This window comes from Martinezella multihospitum (assembly GCF_900094585.1).
GTDB classification, from domain to species: domain Bacteria; phylum Pseudomonadota; class Alphaproteobacteria; order Rhizobiales; family Rhizobiaceae; genus Rhizobium; species Rhizobium multihospitium.
On record NZ_FMAG01000002.1, the window covers coordinates 17,425 to 35,512 of the forward strand.

Consider the following 18,088-nt stretch of genomic DNA (forward strand, 5'->3'; position numbering starts at 1 on the left):
AAAAAGTACTGGAACTTTTATGACAACGGAGCGTTAATAGCGCCATGGGCTTAAACCCATCGGAGCATCGTGCTGCCTCAAAGAGCAGATCGGACGCTCCATAGTTTATGTGACGCGTATCCAAAAGGAGGTGCGCATATGCATAAAGAGAGTGCCGATTTTTCGGGTCGTGACCTTTACATCAAGGACATGTCGATGCTGGTCGCCTGCGACCGCGTCGAGGGGTCCAGGGTATTCGGTTCGGACGGCAAGCAGATTGGTCATATCGAGCGGTTGATGCTTGAAAAAAGTGATGGACGCATCGCTTTCGTCATTCTGAGCTTCGGCGGCTTTTTCGGCATCGGTCAGGATCACTACCGGCTGCCATGGGAAAAGCTGCGCTACGATGCTCGCATCGCCGGCTATCGCGTCAGCATGACCAAGAACGACATCGAAAAAGCGCGTCGCTTCGCCAGCAAGGACGATCACGACCACAAGGACCATGGCCACAGGAGCCATGACTATTTTGGCGTGCCTCCCTACTGGATGTGAGCGGGTTGACGGAGCCGCTACGGTAAGCCCCGCCGCCGCGGGGCTGTGCCTTGTTTGGCCCTATTGAAACCGCCCATGTCTTTGCACGACCTCGATCTTATAGCCATCGGGGTCGGTGACGAAGAAGAGCAACGCAAAAAGCTTCCCATCACGATTGAGTTCGATGATCTTGCCGGGGTTGAGCCCGAGTTTGGTCATGCGCGCATGCTCGTCCTTCAGTTCTGAAACCGAAGCCGCGAGGTGACCATAGGCGTCTCCTTGCGCATAGGGTTCGATGCGGCCTTGATTGACGGTCAATTCCAGCTCGAACCCGGTCTCGGCATTGCTGAGATAGATCAGGGTGAAGGTCTCGAAGGCAATACGGTCGGCAATCTTCAGGCCGAAAGCCTTGTCGTAGAATTCGATCGAGCGCGCCTCGTCGAGCACGCGGATCATCGAGTGAATCATCTTGGCCATCGGCGCCTCCATCGGTCTTTGGAATGTACAGCCAAAGCCAATGCCACCGCGGGCTGATCAAGGCAAGCATATCGAAAATCGCTCCACCTTTGTTCGCGTGCAGATTCGGGGTTTCTGGATTTCGATCCGTCTGCTTAACTCCCCGGCGCTCAAGTATGCGGCTCAAGGGGGAGAAACCATGTACTACGCTATTCTGGCCTATCACGAAGAAGATATCGTCGAATCCTGGAGCCAGGAGGAGGATGCTGCGCTCATGACGGATCTCTTGGAAATCAATGACCGCTTGGTCGCGCAAAAATCGCTGGGACCGGCTGCGCGTCTCGGATCGACCCAAAATGCCGTCACCTTGCGGGGGAAGGGTGCAGGCATGGTCATCGACGGCCCGTTTGCTGAAACCAAGGAACAGTTGCTCGGCTTCTACGTCGTCGATTTTCCGACGATTGAGGAGGCGGTCGAGGCAGCGCGTGAACTGCGTCGCGTCAATCCCACCGCCGTTTACGAAGTCAGGCCGATTTCGCTCTACGTGCCCGGCGCATCCCTGCCGTCGGGCGAAGGCAATTGACAGAAGGCGCGATCGCCCTCGATCTCAATGGGATTGGAGGCCGATCTTGCGCGTGACGGACCGCTCGATCATCTCCATGCCGTCATAGATCAGCACCGCCATTAGGCCGACGATCAGGCCGCCCTGCAGGATGAAGGCGGTGTTGTCGTTGATCAGCCCGGCGATGATGACTTCGCCGAGCCCCTTGGCGGCGACGGTGGAGCCGATCGTCGCCGTCCCGATATTGATGACGGTTGCGATCTTCAGCCCCTCGATGATGAGCGGCAGGGCGAGCGGCAGCTCGACGCGGAAGAGTCGCTGCCAGCCATTCATGCCCATGCCGTCGGCGGCATCGAGCACCGAGGCAGGCACCTGCTGCAGTCCGGCGACCGTGTTTTCGAAGATCGGCAGCAAAGCGTAGAGGAAAAGCGCGATGAATGTCGGCACCGCGCCGAAGCCTGTCGTCGAAATGGCAAGCGCCAGAACGGCAACCGGCGGAAAAGTCTGGCCGGCATTGGCGATCGCCCGCGACAGCGGCAGGAAATCGGCGCCGATAGGCCGCGTGACGAAGATGCCGCCGAGAACGGCGAGGATGCCGCTTGCCGCGATCGAGACGAGGATCAGCTCGAGATGGCTGAGTGCCAGGCTCGGCAGACTGTTTTGCGTATAGATCGGCGATGCCCCGAATTTGGTCAGCGGCGCCAGAACCGGCGTCAGCCATTCCGGACGGAAGAGCATCACCAGCAGCAGTGTCAGCGCCAGCAGGCGAAAGAGATTGGCGGCGAGAAATCTCATGCTTTGCGGCCCAGCTCGATCAGGTGCTGGATCGAGATCGAGCCGACGGGCATCTTGCGCTCGTCTTCGACCGTTGCCTCGTCCGCGCCCTGCCAGATCAGTTCAGCCAAGGCATCGCGCAGATTGAGGGTCTGCGGCAGGCTGTGATCGAGGCCGGGCCGCGGCGGCTGCATGCTTTCCTTCAGCGGCAGCAGCGACATCAGCTTCAGGGCGCGGTCGGACGTGCCGGTCAGCTGCTGCACGAAGGGATCGGCCGGTTCGGTCAGGATCTTCTCCGGTTCCGAACATTGCAGCAGCTTGCCTTCGCTCATGACGGCGATCTGGTCGCCGAGATGGAAGGCCTCGTCCATGTCGTGGGTGACGAGGATGACCGTCGTGCCGAACTGCTTCTGGATGGCGAGCAGATCGTCCTGCGCCTTGCCGCGGATGACAGGATCGAGCGCGCCGAACGGCTCGTCCATCAAAAGCACTTCCGGTTCGGCGGCAAGGGCGCGTGCGACGCCGACGCGCTGCTGCTGGCCGCCGGAAAGCTGGCTCGGATATTTGCCGGCAAAGGTGCCGGGATCGAGATGAAAGAGATTGAGCAATTCTTCGACACGGCTGTCGATGCGCGCCTTCTCCCAGCCGAGCAGTTCAGGGACGGTGGCGATATTCTGCGCGACGGTGCGATGCGGAAACAGCCCATGCCCTTGGATGGCATAGCCGATGCGGCGGCGAAGCTCGGTCGCCGGCACGTTCATGACATCCTCGCCGCCGACCGAGATATGCCCTTCCGTGATTGGCACCAGCCGGTTGATCATCCGCATCAGCGTCGACTTGCCGGAACCGGAGGTGCCGACGATGACCGTGATGGTGCCCTTCTCCATGCTCATGCTGACATCGTCGACGACAGTGGCGTTGCCATAACGCTTGGTGACGCCCTTGAGTTCGATCATGTTGGTCATGCGCGTTGTCCCCGGATGCTGTCGATAACCGCATCGAGGATGACGGCCGATGAGAAGGCGAGAAAGACCGTCGGCACGGCGCCGAGCAGCACGAGGTCATTGGCCGTCTGGCCGATGCCCTGGAAGATGAAGAGGCCGAAGCCGCCGCCGCCGATCAGCGCTGCCACGGTGACGAGGCCGATCGCCTGCACCAGCACGATGCGAATGCCGGTGAGGATGACCGGAAAAGCGAGCGGCAGGTCGATACCGGTCAGGATCTGCCGGCGTGTCAGGCCCATGCCGGCGGCGGAATCGCGCACCGAGGGATCGACTCCGGCAAGGCCGACGACGGTATTGGCGACGATCGGCAGCAGCGAATAGATGACGAGCGCCACCAGCGCGGGCGCCACGCCAATGCCCTTGATACCGATCTCGGCAGCGAAAGGCACGTTGGCGGCGATATAGCCGAGCGGCAGCATGAGAATGCCGAAGAGGGCAAGGCTGGGGATGGTCTGCACCAGGCTCAGCGCCCGCAGCACCACTGCGCGGATGCCCGGCTGCCAGTAGCAGAAGATGCCGAGCGGCAGCGCCAGCACGATGGCGATGGCCACGGAACCGAGCGAGAGGAACATATGGTTGAGCGCCTCATGCCAGAACTTGTCGGCATTGTTGGCATATTCCTTCATGATCGAGAGATTGTTGAGCAGGCCGGAGCGCAGGACGACGGCAAGGAGAGCGGCATAAACAGCCAGCGCCGCGACCCGCAGCCAGGGTGTCAGCCGCAACTTCACCAGCGCATCCGAAATCATCAATCCGACGACGGCAAGCAGCACCCAGAAGCAGCCGCCGGGCGTAATGCGCGCCACCGTGCTGCCGGCCGGCGTCGCGGCGGTTGAGACGAGACCGAGCGTAACGATCAGCATGGCGATCGCGAGCGTCGCGATGCCGAGGCGGATGACCTGGTTGTGCAGGAAGAGCGCGGCGAGCGCGGCTGCGGCCAGAAGGACGAGAAGGCACAATGCGGACGGCTGGGCAGCAAGCTGCGTCAGCAGTTGCGGTTTGCCGGCGGCAATGCGGTTTGCCTTGACGATGATGAACGGCATCCAGGCTATTGCCAGCGCGCCGCCCGCCACCAACACCACTCCGAGGCGGTCCACTTTGCGGACCGCTAGCGCATCTTCCATCAGGCAAGCTCCGTCAGCGCATGAGCCCAGAATTCAAGGCGGGTTCGGACAAGATCATGCCCATTCGAATGTCCGCGGCTCCACCTTATCAAAATGGAGCCGCCGGAACGGATGATTTTAGGTCTGCAAGACCTAAAATCTGAATCCGCTCCGGAACCAAAGGAGTAGAGCATGATGTTGTCCGAAAACCGTCGACACTTTTCGGCATCATGCTCGAGAGCAGCGTCAATGCCTTACTTCAGGAAACCATTGTCCTTGAGGTAGGATTCGGCAACAGCCTTAGCCGGCTCGCCATCGACCTGGATGCGGCCGTTCAGCTTGCGCAACACATCGGCGGTCAGGCCCTTGAAGATCGGAGCCAGAACCTCTTCGATCTTCGGATTGGCCTTCAGCACGGCCTCGCGGATGATCGGCGTCGGAGCATAGACCGGCTGCACGCTCTTGTCGTCGTCGAGAACGGTCAGTTCGGCCGCTTCGATGGCGCCGTCGGTGCCGTAGACCATGGCGGTGTTGACGCCGTTGGTCTGGTCGGCCGCAGCCTTGATCGTTGCCGCGGTATCGCCGCCCGAAAGCACGACTTCCTGATCCGGCTTCAACTTGAAGCTATAGGTGGTCTCGAAGGCCGGCAGCGCTGCCGGGGAGTTGACGAATTCGGAAGAGGCCGCAATCTTCACCGAGCCGCCGCCTGCGACCCACTTGCCGAAGTCGGACATGGACTTGAGCTTGGCCGGGCCGGCGACATCGTTGCGCACGGCGATCGCCCAGGTGTTGTTGGCGGGCGAGGGCGTCAGCCAGACGATCTTGTTGGCGTCGTAATCCAGCTTCTTGGCCAGATCATAGCCTTGCTGCAGGTTCTTCCAGGCAGCATCGTCGGCCTTGTTGAAGAAGAAGCCGGCATTGCCAGTATATTCGGCATAGATGTCGATTTCTCCTGCGGTGATCGCCTTACGCACGACCGGCGTCGTGCCGAGCGCGATGCGGTCCTGCGCCTTGATGCCGTTGGCGTTGAGCGCGGCGAGGATGATGTTGCCGAGCAGGGTGCCTTCGGTGTCGATCTTGGAGGAGACGACGACGTCGGCGGCGTTGGCGCCACTGGCAAGGAGAGCCGTCAGCGTGGCGGCAAGTGCAAGCTTCTTGAGCATGATGTTTCCCTTTGTACCCCGTTAAACCTTTGTTCCGCCTGCCCGCGCCGCCTCGTAAGGCTGCAGTCCGGACACGCAGGCTTCGAGTGGGCCGGTGGCCCACAGGCGAATTCGTGGCTGCTTCGGGCTCGCAGCGCTCATCGCGGAAAAGTCGATGCGCTTCGGATTCCCGTTGCAGTCGCGCGATTATGACGAGCGTACTCGACATTCGCGCGAAATTGGATTTCTTTTTTCGGGGGCAAGTGCGTTTGTTTTTGTTCCCCTTACCCGTTTGGCGCTGTTCCGATCTCATTTTTGCGGTTGGATCAGTTAGGCGACAAAGTGACGATAGCTGTCGCTTTTCGGCTTAGGGATATCTTTTTTCGAGAACACGTCATATCGTCGGGATATCGTTGATATTGCTGCGGTCCGCACATGGTCTGCGCAGCAGATGAGGGGAAGCGGGATTTGTATCTCGGCGCATTGTTCATAGCTGACACGGTATTCTCCGTCGGCTCGGTGAGGGAGACCGCGCGGCGGCTCTCCTTTTCCGCGTCAACCGTCTCGAGCGCGCTGCGCCGGCTCGAGACCGAGCTGGCCATGAAGCTTGTCGAGCGTGCCTCCGGCGAGCTTGCGACCCTGCTTGCAAGCTCGAAGGTTCAAAGGGGCCTGCAGCCCATTCTCCTCGGTATCCGTGAGCTTTCCGCCCTGATGAAGGAACCGCCGGCACCTGAGGACTATGATCAATGGGCGGCGCGCCTGCCGCTGAAGATCGCTACCATCGAGCGCTTTCTGGAGGTTGCCGATCAGGGCAGCATCAATCGCGCTGCCCGGCGCCTTAGGCTCGGCCAGCCGCAGCTCTCCTTGCAGATTGCCAATCTGGAGGAACTATTCGGCTGTCGGCTGTTCGCCCGGCAGGCGCAGGGCTCGGTGCTGACGGAAGCCGGGCAGGAGGTTCACGCCATTCTTGCCGCGATCGCGCAGGCCTGGGATGAGATGAAAGCGGCGGCGGACGAGCGCTTTCAGCGCACTGCCCGCTCGGTTCGCATCGGTTCGATCATCCCGACCGGCTCGGAAAGCTGGGTGGCGCGCTCGCTGGCAAGCCTGGTGTCGCGCTGGAACATCGGCGGCAACCGCAACATGCTGTCGCTGCTGCTGATGACGGCCGACGATCTGCGCGAGGCGCTCCGCTCCGGTCGCATCGACGTCGCCATCGTCGATTCCGTCTTTGGCCTCGACGCTTTCGAACATGTGGAACTGGTTGCCACGGACATGGTGGCGATCGCCCCGCCCGACAGCACGGAGCAGACATTTGCCGCGCTCGTCGAAAACCATCCGCTTTGCGTGCCGAGCCCCCGGACCGGTATCGGCAATGCCGCGACGGCCTTCGGCTATGACAGCCGCGATCGCCGTCGGTTTCGTGGCCGCGATATCACCTCGGCCGATTCTCTGCCCGTCATCGTCGATCTCGTCGCCAACCACGGCTACGTGTCGTTTCTCGGACGGGTCAGCGCGCTTCCGATTTCAGACAAGGTCCGCATCGTCGATCCGGATGAGATTTTGCCGCTGTCCTACCATCTCGCCCACAACGGCCGCAAAGCCTCGGTCGAAGCCTGTCGGCTGATCCAGCAGGCGGTTCGTGAACTGGTTGGAGAGATGGGAATGACACGGAAGCGCCTGTCGTCCCGCGGGTAGCGGAACAAAAGCGCCATATTCGCGTTTAAGTGGGTTAGGTTAGTCCGGGCGTACGCAGCCGGGGGGCTCGTTCGGTACCCAAGGAGAGACCATACATGAAAATTCTTGCAACGGTGCTCGTCGCATTAGGCATTATTGTTTTACCTGCTACCTATGCCGAGGCGCGTGATCATCACCATCACCGCTGGCATCAACACCACCATCGCGATTATCGCCCCCATCATCACGGCTGGCATCGCCATGAAGGATGGCGGCATGGGCATGGCCATCATCGCTGGCATAGCAAGCCACATTTCTCGCATGCCTGATGGCAGCTGACTGGCATGAAAACGGCGCCTCGGGGCGCCGTTTTTTCCGATTGCCCCATCCGTTGCGTTCTCCCCCTTTCGTCTTGACGATACCGGTTGAAACCTATCGGCCGACAAGCGCGCGATCGTGCTTAGACGGACCTGTGGCGATGTTGCGAAAACGCCTGATCTCCAAGGGATAGCGGAACTTTCGAGGGCGCTATTGCGTTTATTATATCGTCCGGAGGACGCGAGTAATACGAGTAGCGTTTACGTCCGGCATTCAAGGAGGCTGGAAATGAAAATTCTGGCAACAGCGCTGATTGCGCTAGGTATGGTCGTGTTGCCGGCAACCTATGCCGAGGCGCGTCCCCATCACCATGGGCACCACCATAGGGTGATCGTCCATCGGTATTATCATCACCACTACTATCGCCATCACTATTATCGCCCATATTACGGCTACTACGCGCCCAACTATGGCTATTACCAACCCTATTACGGCTATTACCAGCCCTACTATCCCTTGGGTGTATTTGGCGTTTTCGGCGGCTATGGCGGCTATCGCCATTACCACCACGGCTGGTATGGCGGGCGCGGATATTATCGCGGCGGCTATCATGGCTGGCACGATGGCGGCGGCCACTGGCGCTATTACAGCCAGCCGCACTTCTCGCATAACTGACGGCCTGGCCGCGGCAAAACGGCGCCTTCAGGGCGCCGTCTCATAATGACGTTATAAGCTGTCCGGCAGCGATAGGCTCATGCCGGGTTCAGCACGTGAACGGCGCGATCGGCCATCAGATGTTTCACCTTCTCGCCGTAGGCGGCCATATGCGCGGAAGCGGCATGCGCCTTCAGCGCCGCCAGACTTTCCCACTTCTCGACCACGACGAAGGTATCAGGCCCAAAGGCCGGGTCTGCCCCTTCGACATCCACGACGGCGGTATATTCGATGCAGCCGTCTTCGGCGTGGACGGCCGGAACATTCGCCTGGAAAGCTTCGAGCACTTCGGCGCGCTTGCCGGGATGGGCGGTGAGGATGGCGAGTACGTGAATCATGGAGATGTCCTTGGAGCGATATTCAATACGGATGGAGAATAGCGGACGCCACCGGATGTGCGGCCGGTTTCAACCATTACCACGGAACCGGTTCGTCCGAACGCCGAACTTCAATTTTTATCGCGCATGGGATTCTTGCGGGATCGCGGCGTTCACATCCGATTGATGTATTTCGGATCGAGTGATCCGCTCAGCAGATGGCCGACTGCAAGGAGATTGCCCTGCAGGCGGCCGCGCCGGTCGATATAGGGCGGTGGGTTGACGGAGCCGACGACATTCGAGGCGATATTGCCGCCCATCAGCTTCAGCGCCCATTTCAGCGATACCGAGCGCTTCTTGACGAGATAGAGCGGATTGGCGACCTGGGAATAGCCGAGGCGCAGACCCGATGTGCGGCCGGCCTTGACGCCGAGATGGACGCCACGCAGGCGATTGAATTTGACGATCTTGCCGAAAGGACGTAGCCGCCGGCACAGATCCACATCCTCCTGCCAGGCGTAGAGCGGCAGATCTTCGTCGAAATAGATACCGTTTGCGAGCATCGCCTTCCGACGGAAGATCATGTTGCAGCCATAGGCGTTGTGGGTGGTCTCAATGACGGGAGCGGGGGAGGGTGTGGCATCGGCTGCCAGCGCGGCATCAGCCTCCTCCATCGTCAGGCCCGGACCAAGAATACCGTCGCGGACGACTTCACCGGTTGCCACCACGATATCGTCATCCGCCGTAAACAGCGCTTCCGTTTCGGCGAGATAGTTTGTTGCCGGGAAGAAATCGTCATCGAAGAAGACGACCACATCTATGCCGACGGCCGCATCGATGATGGCATTGCGCTGCGGGCAGCTTCCCTGCGGCGAGGAGACGATCGTCACGGGGAACGGCGCCGAACCTAGACGCGCCATGTCGATATCGCCGTCCTTGGCCGGGCAGAGAAACAGATGATCCGGCTTGCGCGCCTGCTTTGCCAGTCTATCGATCATTGCGGCCAGAATCGTCTTGCGGCCACTTGTCGCCACGCCAACGGCGATCTTCATGATGCATCCCCCGAAATGTTGTCCTGAGATGCACAGAACCACCGAAATCTGAATCTTTGGTTGTATTAATCGCGTGTATTCAACGGATCATGCGTAAAGGCATTTCGTGGTCGGCGGCGGCCCATTTGCAGCCGTCGATGGAGCGTTTCGAAAGAGGACGTCCGTCCCGCGGGCCGGCATTTGTGATCGGCTCGAATGCCTGACGCAACCCATGAATGCCAAGACTTCCAGCATCCACGGTCCAGAAACAGGTCGTCTATGCGATCTGCCCTTCAGCCACTTCAAGATCAAGCAGGACGGCCGCATCGCCGGCCACGACTTCTGCGCCGGCAATGTCGTCGATGCCATTCCCTATGGCGTGGTCGAAGCCTGCACGAAGTTCTGCAAGGATTTCCATTGGCAGTTCGAATACATGACCCTGGAATCCCATGGGCATTTTTCGTTCTCGCTGAAGCGGCTCTAGGCTTCACGCTTATAGCCTGTAGGCATGCCATCGCTGAAGCGCGTTGAAATCTGTTTTGCTCCGCCGCAGAGAGGCACGACGGTCGAATCCGCATCGTCACGACAGTAATGGAACTCCCGCTTCAACTGCTGCCGCAATAAAGGCAACACGCGCTTCTTCGGGTGCCCGCTCACCGCGTTGGACGTCGATGCAGATGAGCAATGCAGACAGAAAGCAGTCGCCTTCCTCCGACGGCCAGTCATCGAGGAGCGTCTTCCAGACTTCATCGGCCGTGCCTACGGATTTCGTTTCACCGGAATGGCTGCGAATGACGTGAATTGGAGAGAAGCGCGGCACGATGTTCATGGTCGAAGACTCCGCCAAAGCATAGGCAGTTGTGAGCCCTTTGCCATTCGGGATGCATTTAACTTTTTTAATTCGGCGGCACGCTTTCGGGTATATGCGATCAAAACTTGCCGGCAACCTGAAACATTCGATTTGGCGGCGAGATGACGCCATCCCGGATGTTGAGGCTACTTCATTTTGGTCGGTGTCACGACATGCTGGTTAGGGCAATCATGTCCGGTATCGCCAGCGCGGCATGGTTTGGGTCTGGGAGGTGGTGGCTTGGTAAAATCGTGAGGTTCAAACTTCACGGTTATTGTGTTGCCGCTTGTAGCTTTAAAATCGCCACCTGCCGTAAGTCCGACATTTGTCAGGCCTATGTTCACTTCGCCGTTCGCATCTTTTACGACGGTGATAGCCATTTTGAAGGTATTTCCATCGCCGTCAGCGTTTTTCTTCAGGTGAAGGCAAACATCGCTTTGATCATCGCCCGATTGAAGCGCGGCGCCCCATAAGTTGATCATCGAAACTGCGAGCGGTGCTGAGCGCAGTTGATTCTGGTCGAATGGTTGCGGATAGGGACTACGTACGACCGTTTCTGCAATCTCAAATGTTTGAGTGTTGCTGGTATCGATCGAAGCGCCAGCCTTTCCTCCTATCGTCGTAGAACTTGCTGCAGGTATAGGCGATAATGAAAATCCCAGGCTAGCACTACCTTCAGAGGTAGAGACAAGCTCCATTTGGACGGAGACAATGTCAAATCCAATCAGACCGTTTCCGCAGACCTTTGATCTGGAAGTCTGTAGAATCCTTGCATATCCATATTTCGAAGATTGATAGGACGTATAAACGCTTATCTGACGTTTTACCTCCGCTATTACTTTATAGATATCGGATTGCGGTATCGCATTCAGTTTTGCGAAGGAGCTACTCGCGCACCCCGTCAATAAACACGCCACTATGAGCGATAATGCTAGCAAAATTCCCCTCATCGCCAGCCTCTTATGATTTGATTTTAAGTTGTATTACTTTTCCATAATAAATTATGGCGCAGGAAGCGCAATAGACTTGAGTTTTCTGGAACAGACACTTTGAACCTGGCTGAGATGTCATGCCGCAGACCGCCCTAACGCTTCTTTATCTCAAGCAAATCGTGAGCAGCGCCGATGTCTTTTCGCTGACGCATCGAAATATTTTCCGACACGTGTTGCGCAGAAAGGTGGGCGCAAATCGGATTAAGGTAGCTTGAGTCGACTATAGTCGTTTGCGGGAAGTTTATGGTGCCGCTTACGTGACTCGAACACGTGACCCCATCATTACGAATGATGTGCTCTACCGACTGAGCTAAAGCGGCATTCTGCGAAGCATTCGGTTCGGCCCCGCGATTTGCATGGCGCTGATACAGTCTATGCGGTCAGATTTCAAGCGCTCAAATCGCCAATTGGCAAAAAAGCGGGATGCTTGTGAAAAAAGCCCCACTTTCACGACCAATCAAAGCGCCAGCCGGGCGCGTGCCTGCCGGTATTCTTCTTCCAGCCGGTTGACGAGGGCGGATACGGGCTGGATGGATTTGACAGCGCCGATGCCCTGGCCGGAACCCCAGATATCCTTCCAGGCCTTCACGCCGGTCGTGGCGGCCTCGAAATCCATTTTCGAGGGATCGGCCTCCGGAAGCTTGTCGGGATCGAGGCCAGCGGCGCGGATAGAGGGTTTCAGATAATTGCCGTGCACGCCGGTGAAATAGTTGGAATAGACGATATCGGCGGCGGTGCCCTCGACGATCGCCTGCTTGTAGGCGTCGGCCGCACGTGCCTCTTCCGTCGCGATGAAGGGGGAGCCAACATAGGCAAGATCGGCTCCGGCCGCCTGCGCCGCCAGGATGGCGCCGCCGGTGGCGATTGCGCCGGCGAGCAGTAGCGGCCCGTCGAACCACTCGCGGATTTCCTGCACCAGCGCGAAGGGGGAAAGCTGGCCGGCATGGCCGCCGGCGCCGGCAGCGACGGCAATCAGCCCGTCCGCCCCCTTGCGGATCGCCGAGTTGGCGTGCCGGTTGTTGATGATGTCATGCAGCACGATGCCGCCATAGGAATGCACGGCGGCATTCACCTCGGGCACGGCGCCGAGCGAGGAAATGACGATCGGTACCTTGTATTTCACGCAGAGCATCAGATCGTGCTCGAGGCGTTTGTTCGACGTATGGACGATCTGGTTGACCGCAAATGGAGCTGCCGGGCGGTCTGGATTTGCGGCATTGTGTGCGGCAAGATCCTCGGTGATCATGGCAAGCCATTCGTCGAGCTGGCTTTCCGGGCGAGCATTCAGCGCTGGAAAAGAGCCGACGACGCCGGCCTTGCATTGGGCCAGCGTCAAGGCGGGATGAGAGATGATAAAGAGAGGCGAAGCCACGACCGGCAGGCGCAGGCGCTCGGTCAATATGGAGGGGAGGGCCATGAACATCATCCCTTTTGACGTTTTCGTAAACGTCAAAAGGGATAGCAGATGTCCGTCGAGAGGGGAAGATGGTGGAAGACGCAAGCAACGGGCCATAAGCAATAGTGCTTGATGGTCTCGGCCCGATGCCTTCGCTACCACTGACTGCCACCCCATTTGCGTCGTCTTTGCCGTTTATCCCCGCCCGAGTGCCCTTAACCCATGCCGGAGGCTTGCGTATTGCAAAACTGGGCGTTACCGAATCCGGTTAACGGATGATGAAAATATGGCTGCCTTATCGGTAGAGTATGCGCGTATGTTGCGAGTGAGCGTAAAGGATCGGATGTGAGCGGATTAGAAACGGCTATCAGAAGCGCCTTGGATCGGTCTGATCGCGCCAATCCGGAAATCCGGGCTCGCATCTATCAATCGGCGCGGCAGGCTCTGGAAGCCGGCCTTCGCAAGCAGGACATTACCGATGTCAACGTCGTCGCCGCCCAGCGTCAGCGGCTGGAGGCGACGATCCGCCAGATCGAGGCCGAAGAGCGCGCCCACCCACCGCAGGCGATGCCGGTTTCGCCGGAGCTGGATGCTCCGCATGTTTCTCCTTCTATACCCAGGCCCGATGCAAGGCAGGCAGCGGCACGGCCGCAGGAGCCCGTCATGAGCGTGCGCGGAGAAACACGCGATCCGCCAATGTCGGCCGGCCCTGCCGTTCCGGCGGAGCCGACGTCGGCCGAGCTGGCGGCACGTGAAGATGATTTCGGCGATATGCGCGCCGGCCCCGCTGATCATCTCGGTGCGGACAGTGATGTGCGTCCGACAGCCGATGCGCCGCCGGCGCGGTCGATGAACTTCAAGCCGGAGCGCGCCGCCGTGCGCCGCAAGCCGCGCAAGTTTTTCTCGCGCCTGCTGGTCTTCTGTATTCTGCTCGCCTTCCTCGGCGTCGGTGCCTGGTGGATCAAGACCTCGGGCCTGCTCATGTCTGCCTCCCAGAGGGATACGAGCGTGCCCAACCCGCCGGCACATGTCGATTCGCAGGATTTCAGCGGCAACAGCAACGACGACGATACGGCGGATCAGGACGACAATAGCGGTCCGGTCAATCCGGGCCTTGCGACCATCGATCCGCAGAACAGCTTCTCGGCGGAATGGCTCGAGATCTTGAAACCCACCGACGCGCCGAAGGTGACGACCGGCCCGCAGTCGAAGGCTGAAAACGTATCGGAGAACGAGGGACCGGCCGTGCGGCTGACCTCGCTCAGCAGCGGTTCGGACGGCAGCGGTTCGATCGAAGTGCCGGTCAACGTGCTGCAGCAGATGGCGGGAAAAGCCTCGACGATCGCATTGACGCTGCAGTCCACCTCGGATGCACCGACGCAGATCACGGTGGAGTGCGATTTCGGCTCGCTCGGGCGCTGCGGGCGTCACCGCTTCACGGTCAGCCGGCAGAAGACGGATGCGCTGTTCCAGGTCCAGTTCGATCGCTCGATGGCGCCGACCGGTTCGGGCCGCTTGATCATCAACAGCGATGTCGATGGCAAGACCCGCGGCGTCAATATTTACGCCATTCGCGTATTGCCCGGGCAATAAGCCCGGGCCGCGTGCCCTTGGTCGTTATGCGAGAATGTCCGAGCCCATGCCGAGGATTTTCTCGTCGACCTTGCCGATGGCCTTTTTGTCCTTGCCGTCATAATCGAGCGTCAGCAGAATGTGACGAATAAGGTTCAGGCGGGCGCGGCGCTTGTCATTGGCGCGGAGGACGGTCCAGGGTGCATGGTCCGTATGCGTGTCCTTCAGCATGCGATCGCGCTTCTCGCTGTAGTCTTTCCATTTCGGCAGCGCGGCGATATCCATCGAGGAAAGCTTCCAGACGGCGCGCGGGTCGTGACGCCGGTCGTGGAAACGCTTCAGCTGCATCTCCCGGCCGATGTCGAGGTAGAACTTGAAGAAATAGATGCCGTCCTGAACGATGAGTTTTTCCATCTGCGGCGCCTGCTTCAAAAACTGCTCGTATTGCTTCGGGGTGCAGAAGCCCATGACCGGCTCGACGCCGGCGCGGTTATACCAGGAGCGGTCGAAGAGTACGAATTCGCCCGCCGTCGGAAACTGGGCGACGTAGCGTTGGAAGTACCACTGGCCGGTTTCGCGGTCGGTCGGCTTCGTCAGGGCTACCACGCGCGCAAGGCGTGGGTTCATATGGGCTGAGGTCGCGGCGATCGAGCCTCCCTTACCGGCGGCATCGCGCCCCTCGAAGAGCGCCATCACCCGCTTGCCGGTCGCCTGCAGCCAGAACTGCACCTTGATGAGTTCGATCTGCAGCGCTTTCAGCTCATCGAGATACTCGTCTTCCTTCAGCTTCTTCTTGTAGGGATAGCCGCCCGAGGTCAGCGCCTCGTCGTCGATCCAGCTCGGCAGGACGGGATCGTCGACATCGAATATGTGCTTGATGCCATGGATATCCAGCTCCACCGCTCGGCTTTCTGCTTTCTCTCCCATATATCGGCTCCTCGGCTGTTTACGCTGCATTAACCCTGCCGCCTGAGGGCGGCAAAAAAGCTCTTCGAGGAAACTGGAGCTTTTGTTCAATAGTTTCAAGCCCTTTGCCATCACCCTCTTTTGCCGGCTACATTTATTCTTGTCAGTTACGGCCTTCTGTGGATAGAGCCGAATACTTCTGTCATGAATCGCAGATAAGACGCGGAATCCAGCATTCCATGATGGTAGGCGAAGGGACGGGCGCAGTTGGAAGACGAATGGTCATTTGTCAGGAAGTTGGCGGTGCGGCTGCGGCAGGAGAGTGCCATCCTGGTTCTGGCGACGCTGATTGCCGCGCTCGCCCTCGTCGAAGGCATCAACACCGGTGCCGTATTCTGGATCTGGGCCATCGTCATGATCGTCACGCTGCTTCGTCCGCCGCTGGTCGAGCGGGTCGAGGTGCCGTCGCAGGCCGAGCCGCCGCCCGCCGATGCACAAGTCCTGCTGCGTACAGCCTTTGCGGGACTGGCGGCACTCGACATGCCAGTGCTGATCATCGACCGAGAGGCGTCGGTGCTGGTACAGAACATGGCCGTCGAAAAAGCCTTCGGTGCCTTTCCGATCGGAGCGCATATCTCCTCCAAGCTTCGCTCGCCGGGCCTGCTCGACATGGTGCGCGAGACCATCACCACCAATACGCCGAACCAGATCGAGCATTCCGAGCGTCTGCCCTCGGAGCGGGTCTATGTCGTGCGCATCGCACCGATAGACTTGCCTGAGATCGCCAGGCAAGAGGATGCCCTCTTCCTGCTCTCCTTCCGCGACATATCCGAGCTGCGCCATATCGACCGCATGCGCTCCGATTTCGTCGCGAATGCCAGCCATGAATTGCGCACGCCCTTGGCATCGCTGCGCGGCTTCATCGAGACGATCCAGGGGCCGGCCAAATCCGATGCCAAGGCGCAGCAGCGTTTCCTCGGCATCATGCTCGACCAGACGACCCGCATGAGCAGGCTGGTCGACGACCTCCTGTCGCTGTCGCGCTTGGAGCTGAAGTCGCATATCGCGCCGGATCAGAAGGTGGATCTCGTACCCCTGCTCGGCCATGTGCGCGACTCCCTGCTGCCGCTTGCCGGTGATCTCGATGTGAGCATCAATCTGCATTTGCCGGCGGGCAAGGTGGAGGTATTGGGCGATCGCGACGAGCTGGTGCAGGTCTTCGAGAACCTGATCGAGAATGCCTGCAAATATGGCCAGGAAGGCAAGTCGGTCGAGGTTTCGCTGCTGAACGGTGCCGGCCAGGCCGTCGAGGTCGTCGTCTCGGACAAGGGGCCGGGGATACCCGCAGAACATGTGCCGCGCCTGACCGAGCGCTTCTATCGCGTTAACGTTGAAGACAGCCGGTCCAAGAAGGGAACCGGCCTCGGGCTTGCCATCGTCAAGCACATCCTGACCCGACACCGCGCCAGACTGATCGTCAAGTCGGAAGTTGGAAAGGGAACCGACTTTACGGTCCGCTTCTGAGAACCTCCATGAAACGCTCTTTTGACCACTGATTTATCCAAATAATATCAGATAGATGGTCTGTCATAATTGTTTCACTCGCCTGACATAAAAGGGCGGTGTTTTCGCCGGTAAGAATGGACCGCTGAAAAAGTGGATGTGGCGTCCACCTCAGCGCTCTTCAAAGCTCATTAGGGGGATTCGTTATGAATGCTTTGAAAATATCCATTCTTGCGCTGGTTGCATCGGCTGCCCTTGCAGGAACTGCAACCGCCCGCGACCAAATTCAGATTGCCGGCTCATCGACCGTATTTCCATATGCCAAGATCGTTGCCGAAACCTTCGGCGAGACCTTCACTAACTTCAAGACCCCTGTGGTCGAGTCCGGCGGCTCCGGAGCCGGCCTCAAGGAATTCTGCAAGGGCGTTGGAACGGATTCGATCGACATCGCCAATTCGTCGCGTCCGATCAAGGATAGCGAAGTCGAAGCCTGCAAGGCCGCCGGTGTCGCTGATATCCAGCAGATCAAGATCGGCTATGACGGCATCGTCTTTGCCTTCGACAAGAGCAATCCCGACATCAAGTTCGAGCCGGTCGATCTCTACAAGGCGCTTGCTGCCGAGGTCGTCGTCGATGGCAAGCTCGTCGCCAATCCTTACAAGAAGTGGTCACAGATCAATCCGTCGCTGCCTGATTTCGAGATCGCTGCTTACATTCCGGGCGAGAAGCACGGCACGCGCGAAGTCTTCGAAGAGAAGGTGCTTGCTGCCGGCTGCAAGGCTTCCGGCGCGACTGACGTCATCAAGGCCGCGGTTTCCGATGCCGGCCAGCAGGCCAAGAAATGCATAGCCGTGCGCAAGGATGGCGTTGCCGTCGATATCGACGGCGACTATCCCGAGACGCTGGCCCGCATCAATGCCAACAAGCATGGCATCGGCGTTTTCGGCCTGTATTTCTTCCAGAACAACGCCGACAAGCTGAAGGTCGCCACCGTCAGCGGCATCGTGCCCTCGGGCCAGACGATCGCCGACGGCACCTATCCGGTATCGCGTCCGTTGTTCTTCTACGTCAAGAAGGCCCATCTGGGTGTCATCCCGGGGCTCAAGGAATATGTCGATTTCTTCACGAGCGATCAGATGATCGGACCGGACAGCCCGCTGGCGGAATATGGCCTCGTGCCGGCGCCGGATGCAGAACGCGACCAGATCCGCAAGGATTTCGCGGGCGGGAAGATCATGTGAGTGCGTAAGGATCGAGCACCGGC

The 18,088-nt window shown here is 59.3% G+C and carries 19 protein-coding genes, 1 tRNA gene and 1 pseudogene; 9 read left to right on the plus strand and 12 right to left on the minus strand.

From position 1 onward, the window contains the following. The first annotated feature begins 138 nt into the window (after positions 1-138). A complete protein-coding gene (locus GA0061103_RS06910) occupies positions 139-531 on the plus strand; it encodes a PRC-barrel domain-containing protein (RefSeq protein ID WP_092708843.1) in 393 nt (130 codons plus the stop codon). A gap of 60 nt (positions 532-591) precedes the next feature. Here the strand turns inward: GA0061103_RS06910 and GA0061103_RS06915 are convergent, their stop codons facing one another. Beyond that, a complete protein-coding gene (locus tag GA0061103_RS06915) occupies positions 592-987 on the minus strand; it encodes a VOC family protein (protein ID WP_092711122.1) in 396 nt (131 codons plus the stop codon). A gap of 178 nt (positions 988-1,165) precedes the next feature. Between GA0061103_RS06915 and GA0061103_RS06920 the strand changes: the two genes are divergently transcribed. Further along, complete coding sequence (locus GA0061103_RS06920) at positions 1,166-1,549, plus strand: YciI family protein (protein WP_092711124.1); 384 nt, start codon at positions 1,166-1,168, stop codon at positions 1,547-1,549. A gap of 24 nt (positions 1,550-1,573) precedes the next feature. On the opposite strand, the gene GA0061103_RS06925 is transcribed toward GA0061103_RS06920, so the two are convergent. From GA0061103_RS06925 to osmF, 4 genes are all read right to left on the minus strand, one after another. After that, positions 1,574-2,323 carry an ABC transporter permease gene (locus GA0061103_RS06925; RefSeq protein ID WP_092708846.1) on the minus strand — a complete coding sequence of 250 codons (750 nt, stop codon included), beginning with the start codon at positions 2,321-2,323 and terminating at the stop codon, positions 1,574-1,576. Then, a complete protein-coding gene (locus tag GA0061103_RS06930) occupies positions 2,320-3,258 on the minus strand; it encodes an ABC transporter ATP-binding protein (RefSeq protein WP_245304725.1) in 939 nt (312 codons plus the stop codon). The genes GA0061103_RS06925 and GA0061103_RS06930 overlap by 4 nt, the downstream gene beginning before the upstream one ends. Before the next feature lie 5 nt (positions 3,259-3,263). Next, on the minus strand, positions 3,264-4,430 hold the full coding sequence (locus GA0061103_RS06935; RefSeq protein WP_092708852.1) for an ABC transporter permease: 1,167 nt from the start codon (positions 4,428-4,430) through the stop codon (positions 3,264-3,266). A 233-nt stretch (positions 4,431-4,663) separates the two neighbouring features. Continuing rightward, positions 4,664-5,572, minus strand: a complete 909-nt coding sequence (gene osmF, locus GA0061103_RS06940) for a glycine betaine ABC transporter substrate-binding protein OsmF (RefSeq protein WP_092708855.1) — start codon at positions 5,570-5,572, stop codon at positions 4,664-4,666. Between the two features lie 447 nt (positions 5,573-6,019). Here osmF and GA0061103_RS06945 point away from each other — a divergent pair, with 447 nt between their 5' ends. The 3 genes from GA0061103_RS06945 (at position 6,020) to GA0061103_RS06950 (ending at position 8,218) form a co-directional block, all read left to right on the plus strand. After that, complete coding sequence (locus GA0061103_RS06945) at positions 6,020-7,246, plus strand: LysR family transcriptional regulator (RefSeq protein ID WP_092708858.1); 1,227 nt, start codon at positions 6,020-6,022, stop codon at positions 7,244-7,246. Positions 7,247-7,341: 95 nt separating this feature from the next. After that, on the plus strand, positions 7,342-7,554 hold the full coding sequence (locus GA0061103_RS34700) for a hypothetical protein (RefSeq protein ID WP_141694421.1): 213 nt from the start codon (positions 7,342-7,344) through the stop codon (positions 7,552-7,554). A 277-nt stretch (positions 7,555-7,831) separates the two neighbouring features. Further along, positions 7,832-8,218 carry a hypothetical protein gene (locus GA0061103_RS06950; RefSeq protein ID WP_208603500.1) on the plus strand — a complete coding sequence of 129 codons (387 nt, stop codon included), beginning with the start codon at positions 7,832-7,834 and terminating at the stop codon, positions 8,216-8,218. A 77-nt stretch (positions 8,219-8,295) separates the two neighbouring features. Here the strand turns inward: GA0061103_RS06950 and GA0061103_RS06955 are convergent, their stop codons facing one another. Together GA0061103_RS06955 and GA0061103_RS06960 are read right to left on the minus strand one after the other, a co-directional pair. After that, on the minus strand, positions 8,296-8,595 hold the full coding sequence (locus GA0061103_RS06955; RefSeq protein ID WP_092708861.1) for a putative quinol monooxygenase: 300 nt from the start codon (positions 8,593-8,595) through the stop codon (positions 8,296-8,298). A 152-nt stretch (positions 8,596-8,747) separates the two neighbouring features. Further along, entirely contained in the window at positions 8,748-9,626 is an 879-nt protein-coding gene (locus tag GA0061103_RS06960) for a glycosyltransferase family 2 protein (RefSeq protein ID WP_092708865.1), read from the minus strand. Between the two features lie 283 nt (positions 9,627-9,909). On the opposite strand from GA0061103_RS06960, the pseudogene GA0061103_RS06965 reads away from it, so the two are divergent. Continuing rightward, a pseudogene (locus GA0061103_RS06965) lies at positions 9,910-10,089 on the plus strand (class I SAM-dependent methyltransferase); the annotation flags it as partial. A gap of 96 nt (positions 10,090-10,185) precedes the next feature. Here the strand turns inward: GA0061103_RS06965 and GA0061103_RS06970 are convergent. The 4 genes from GA0061103_RS06970 to GA0061103_RS06985 form a co-directional block, all read right to left on the minus strand. Then, entirely contained in the window at positions 10,186-10,434 is a 249-nt protein-coding gene (locus GA0061103_RS06970) for a DUF982 domain-containing protein (RefSeq protein WP_092708868.1), read from the minus strand. 167 nt (positions 10,435-10,601) lie between these two features. Beyond that, positions 10,602-11,405, minus strand: coding sequence for a hypothetical protein (locus GA0061103_RS34705; RefSeq protein WP_141694422.1), 804 nt, complete (start codon positions 11,403-11,405; stop codon positions 10,602-10,604). Positions 11,406-11,691: 286 nt separating this feature from the next. Next, a tRNA-Thr gene (locus GA0061103_RS06980) sits at positions 11,692-11,767 on the minus strand. Between the two features lie 137 nt (positions 11,768-11,904). Next, positions 11,905-12,864: an NAD(P)H-dependent flavin oxidoreductase gene (locus GA0061103_RS06985; protein ID WP_092711126.1), complete on the minus strand. Its 960-nt coding sequence runs from the start codon at positions 12,862-12,864 to the stop codon at positions 11,905-11,907. Between the two features lie 324 nt (positions 12,865-13,188). On the opposite strand from GA0061103_RS06985, the gene GA0061103_RS06990 reads away from it, so the two are divergent. Then, entirely contained in the window at positions 13,189-14,436 is a 1,248-nt protein-coding gene (locus GA0061103_RS06990) for a hypothetical protein (protein ID WP_092708874.1), read from the plus strand. 24 nt (positions 14,437-14,460) lie between these two features. Here GA0061103_RS06990 and ppk2 read toward each other — a convergent pair whose 3' ends face one another. Next, positions 14,461-15,342 (minus strand): polyphosphate kinase 2, encoded by an 882-nt coding sequence (ppk2, locus tag GA0061103_RS06995; RefSeq protein WP_092708877.1) that lies wholly within the window; start codon positions 15,340-15,342, stop codon positions 14,461-14,463. Between the two features lie 276 nt (positions 15,343-15,618). On the opposite strand from ppk2, the gene phoR reads away from it, so the two are divergent. Both phoR and GA0061103_RS07005 read left to right on the plus strand, forming a co-directional pair. Then, positions 15,619-16,845 carry a phosphate regulon sensor histidine kinase PhoR gene (phoR, locus tag GA0061103_RS07000; RefSeq protein WP_245304726.1) on the plus strand — a complete coding sequence of 409 codons (1,227 nt, stop codon included), beginning with the start codon at positions 15,619-15,621 and terminating at the stop codon, positions 16,843-16,845. 185 nt (positions 16,846-17,030) lie between these two features. Beyond that, positions 17,031-18,065 (plus strand): substrate-binding domain-containing protein, encoded by a 1,035-nt coding sequence (locus GA0061103_RS07005; protein WP_092708882.1) that lies wholly within the window; start codon positions 17,031-17,033, stop codon positions 18,063-18,065. Positions 18,066-18,088: the final 23 nt, after the last annotated feature.

Excerpts from the sequence above, each read along its gene's own strand:
- GA0061103_RS06910 (WP_092708843.1), top strand. The coding sequence starts at position 139 with ATGCATAAAGAGAGTGCCGATTTTTCGGGTCGTGACCTTTACATCAAG.
- GA0061103_RS06915 (WP_092711122.1), bottom strand. The coding sequence starts at position 987 with ATGGCCAAGATGATTCACTCGATGATCCGCGTGCTCGACGAGGCGCGC.
- GA0061103_RS06920 (WP_092711124.1), top strand. The coding sequence starts at position 1,166 with ATGTACTACGCTATTCTGGCCTATCACGAAGAAGATATCGTCGAATCC.
- GA0061103_RS06925 (WP_092708846.1), bottom strand. The coding sequence starts at position 2,323 with ATGAGATTTCTCGCCGCCAATCTCTTTCGCCTGCTGGCGCTGACACTG.
- GA0061103_RS06930 (WP_245304725.1), bottom strand. The coding sequence starts at position 3,258 with ATGATCGAACTCAAGGGCGTCACCAAGCGTTATGGCAACGCCACTGTC.
- GA0061103_RS06935 (WP_092708852.1), bottom strand. The coding sequence starts at position 4,430 with ATGGAAGATGCGCTAGCGGTCCGCAAAGTGGACCGCCTCGGAGTGGTG.
- osmF (WP_092708855.1), bottom strand. The coding sequence starts at position 5,572 with ATGCTCAAGAAGCTTGCACTTGCCGCCACGCTGACGGCTCTCCTTGCC.
- GA0061103_RS34700 (WP_141694421.1), top strand. The coding sequence starts at position 7,342 with ATGAAAATTCTTGCAACGGTGCTCGTCGCATTAGGCATTATTGTTTTA.
- GA0061103_RS06950 (WP_208603500.1), top strand. The coding sequence starts at position 7,832 with ATGAAAATTCTGGCAACAGCGCTGATTGCGCTAGGTATGGTCGTGTTG.
- GA0061103_RS06955 (WP_092708861.1), bottom strand. The coding sequence starts at position 8,595 with ATGATTCACGTACTCGCCATCCTCACCGCCCATCCCGGCAAGCGCGCC.
- GA0061103_RS06960 (WP_092708865.1), bottom strand. The coding sequence starts at position 9,626 with ATGAAGATCGCCGTTGGCGTGGCGACAAGTGGCCGCAAGACGATTCTG.
- GA0061103_RS06970 (WP_092708868.1), bottom strand. The coding sequence starts at position 10,434 with ATGAACATCGTGCCGCGCTTCTCTCCAATTCACGTCATTCGCAGCCAT.
- GA0061103_RS34705 (WP_141694422.1), bottom strand. The coding sequence starts at position 11,405 with ATGAGGGGAATTTTGCTAGCATTATCGCTCATAGTGGCGTGTTTATTG.
- GA0061103_RS06985 (WP_092711126.1), bottom strand. The coding sequence starts at position 12,864 with ATGGCCCTCCCCTCCATATTGACCGAGCGCCTGCGCCTGCCGGTCGTG.
- ppk2 (WP_092708877.1), bottom strand. The coding sequence starts at position 15,342 with ATGGGAGAGAAAGCAGAAAGCCGAGCGGTGGAGCTGGATATCCATGGC.
- GA0061103_RS07005 (WP_092708882.1), top strand. The coding sequence starts at position 17,031 with ATGAATGCTTTGAAAATATCCATTCTTGCGCTGGTTGCATCGGCTGCC.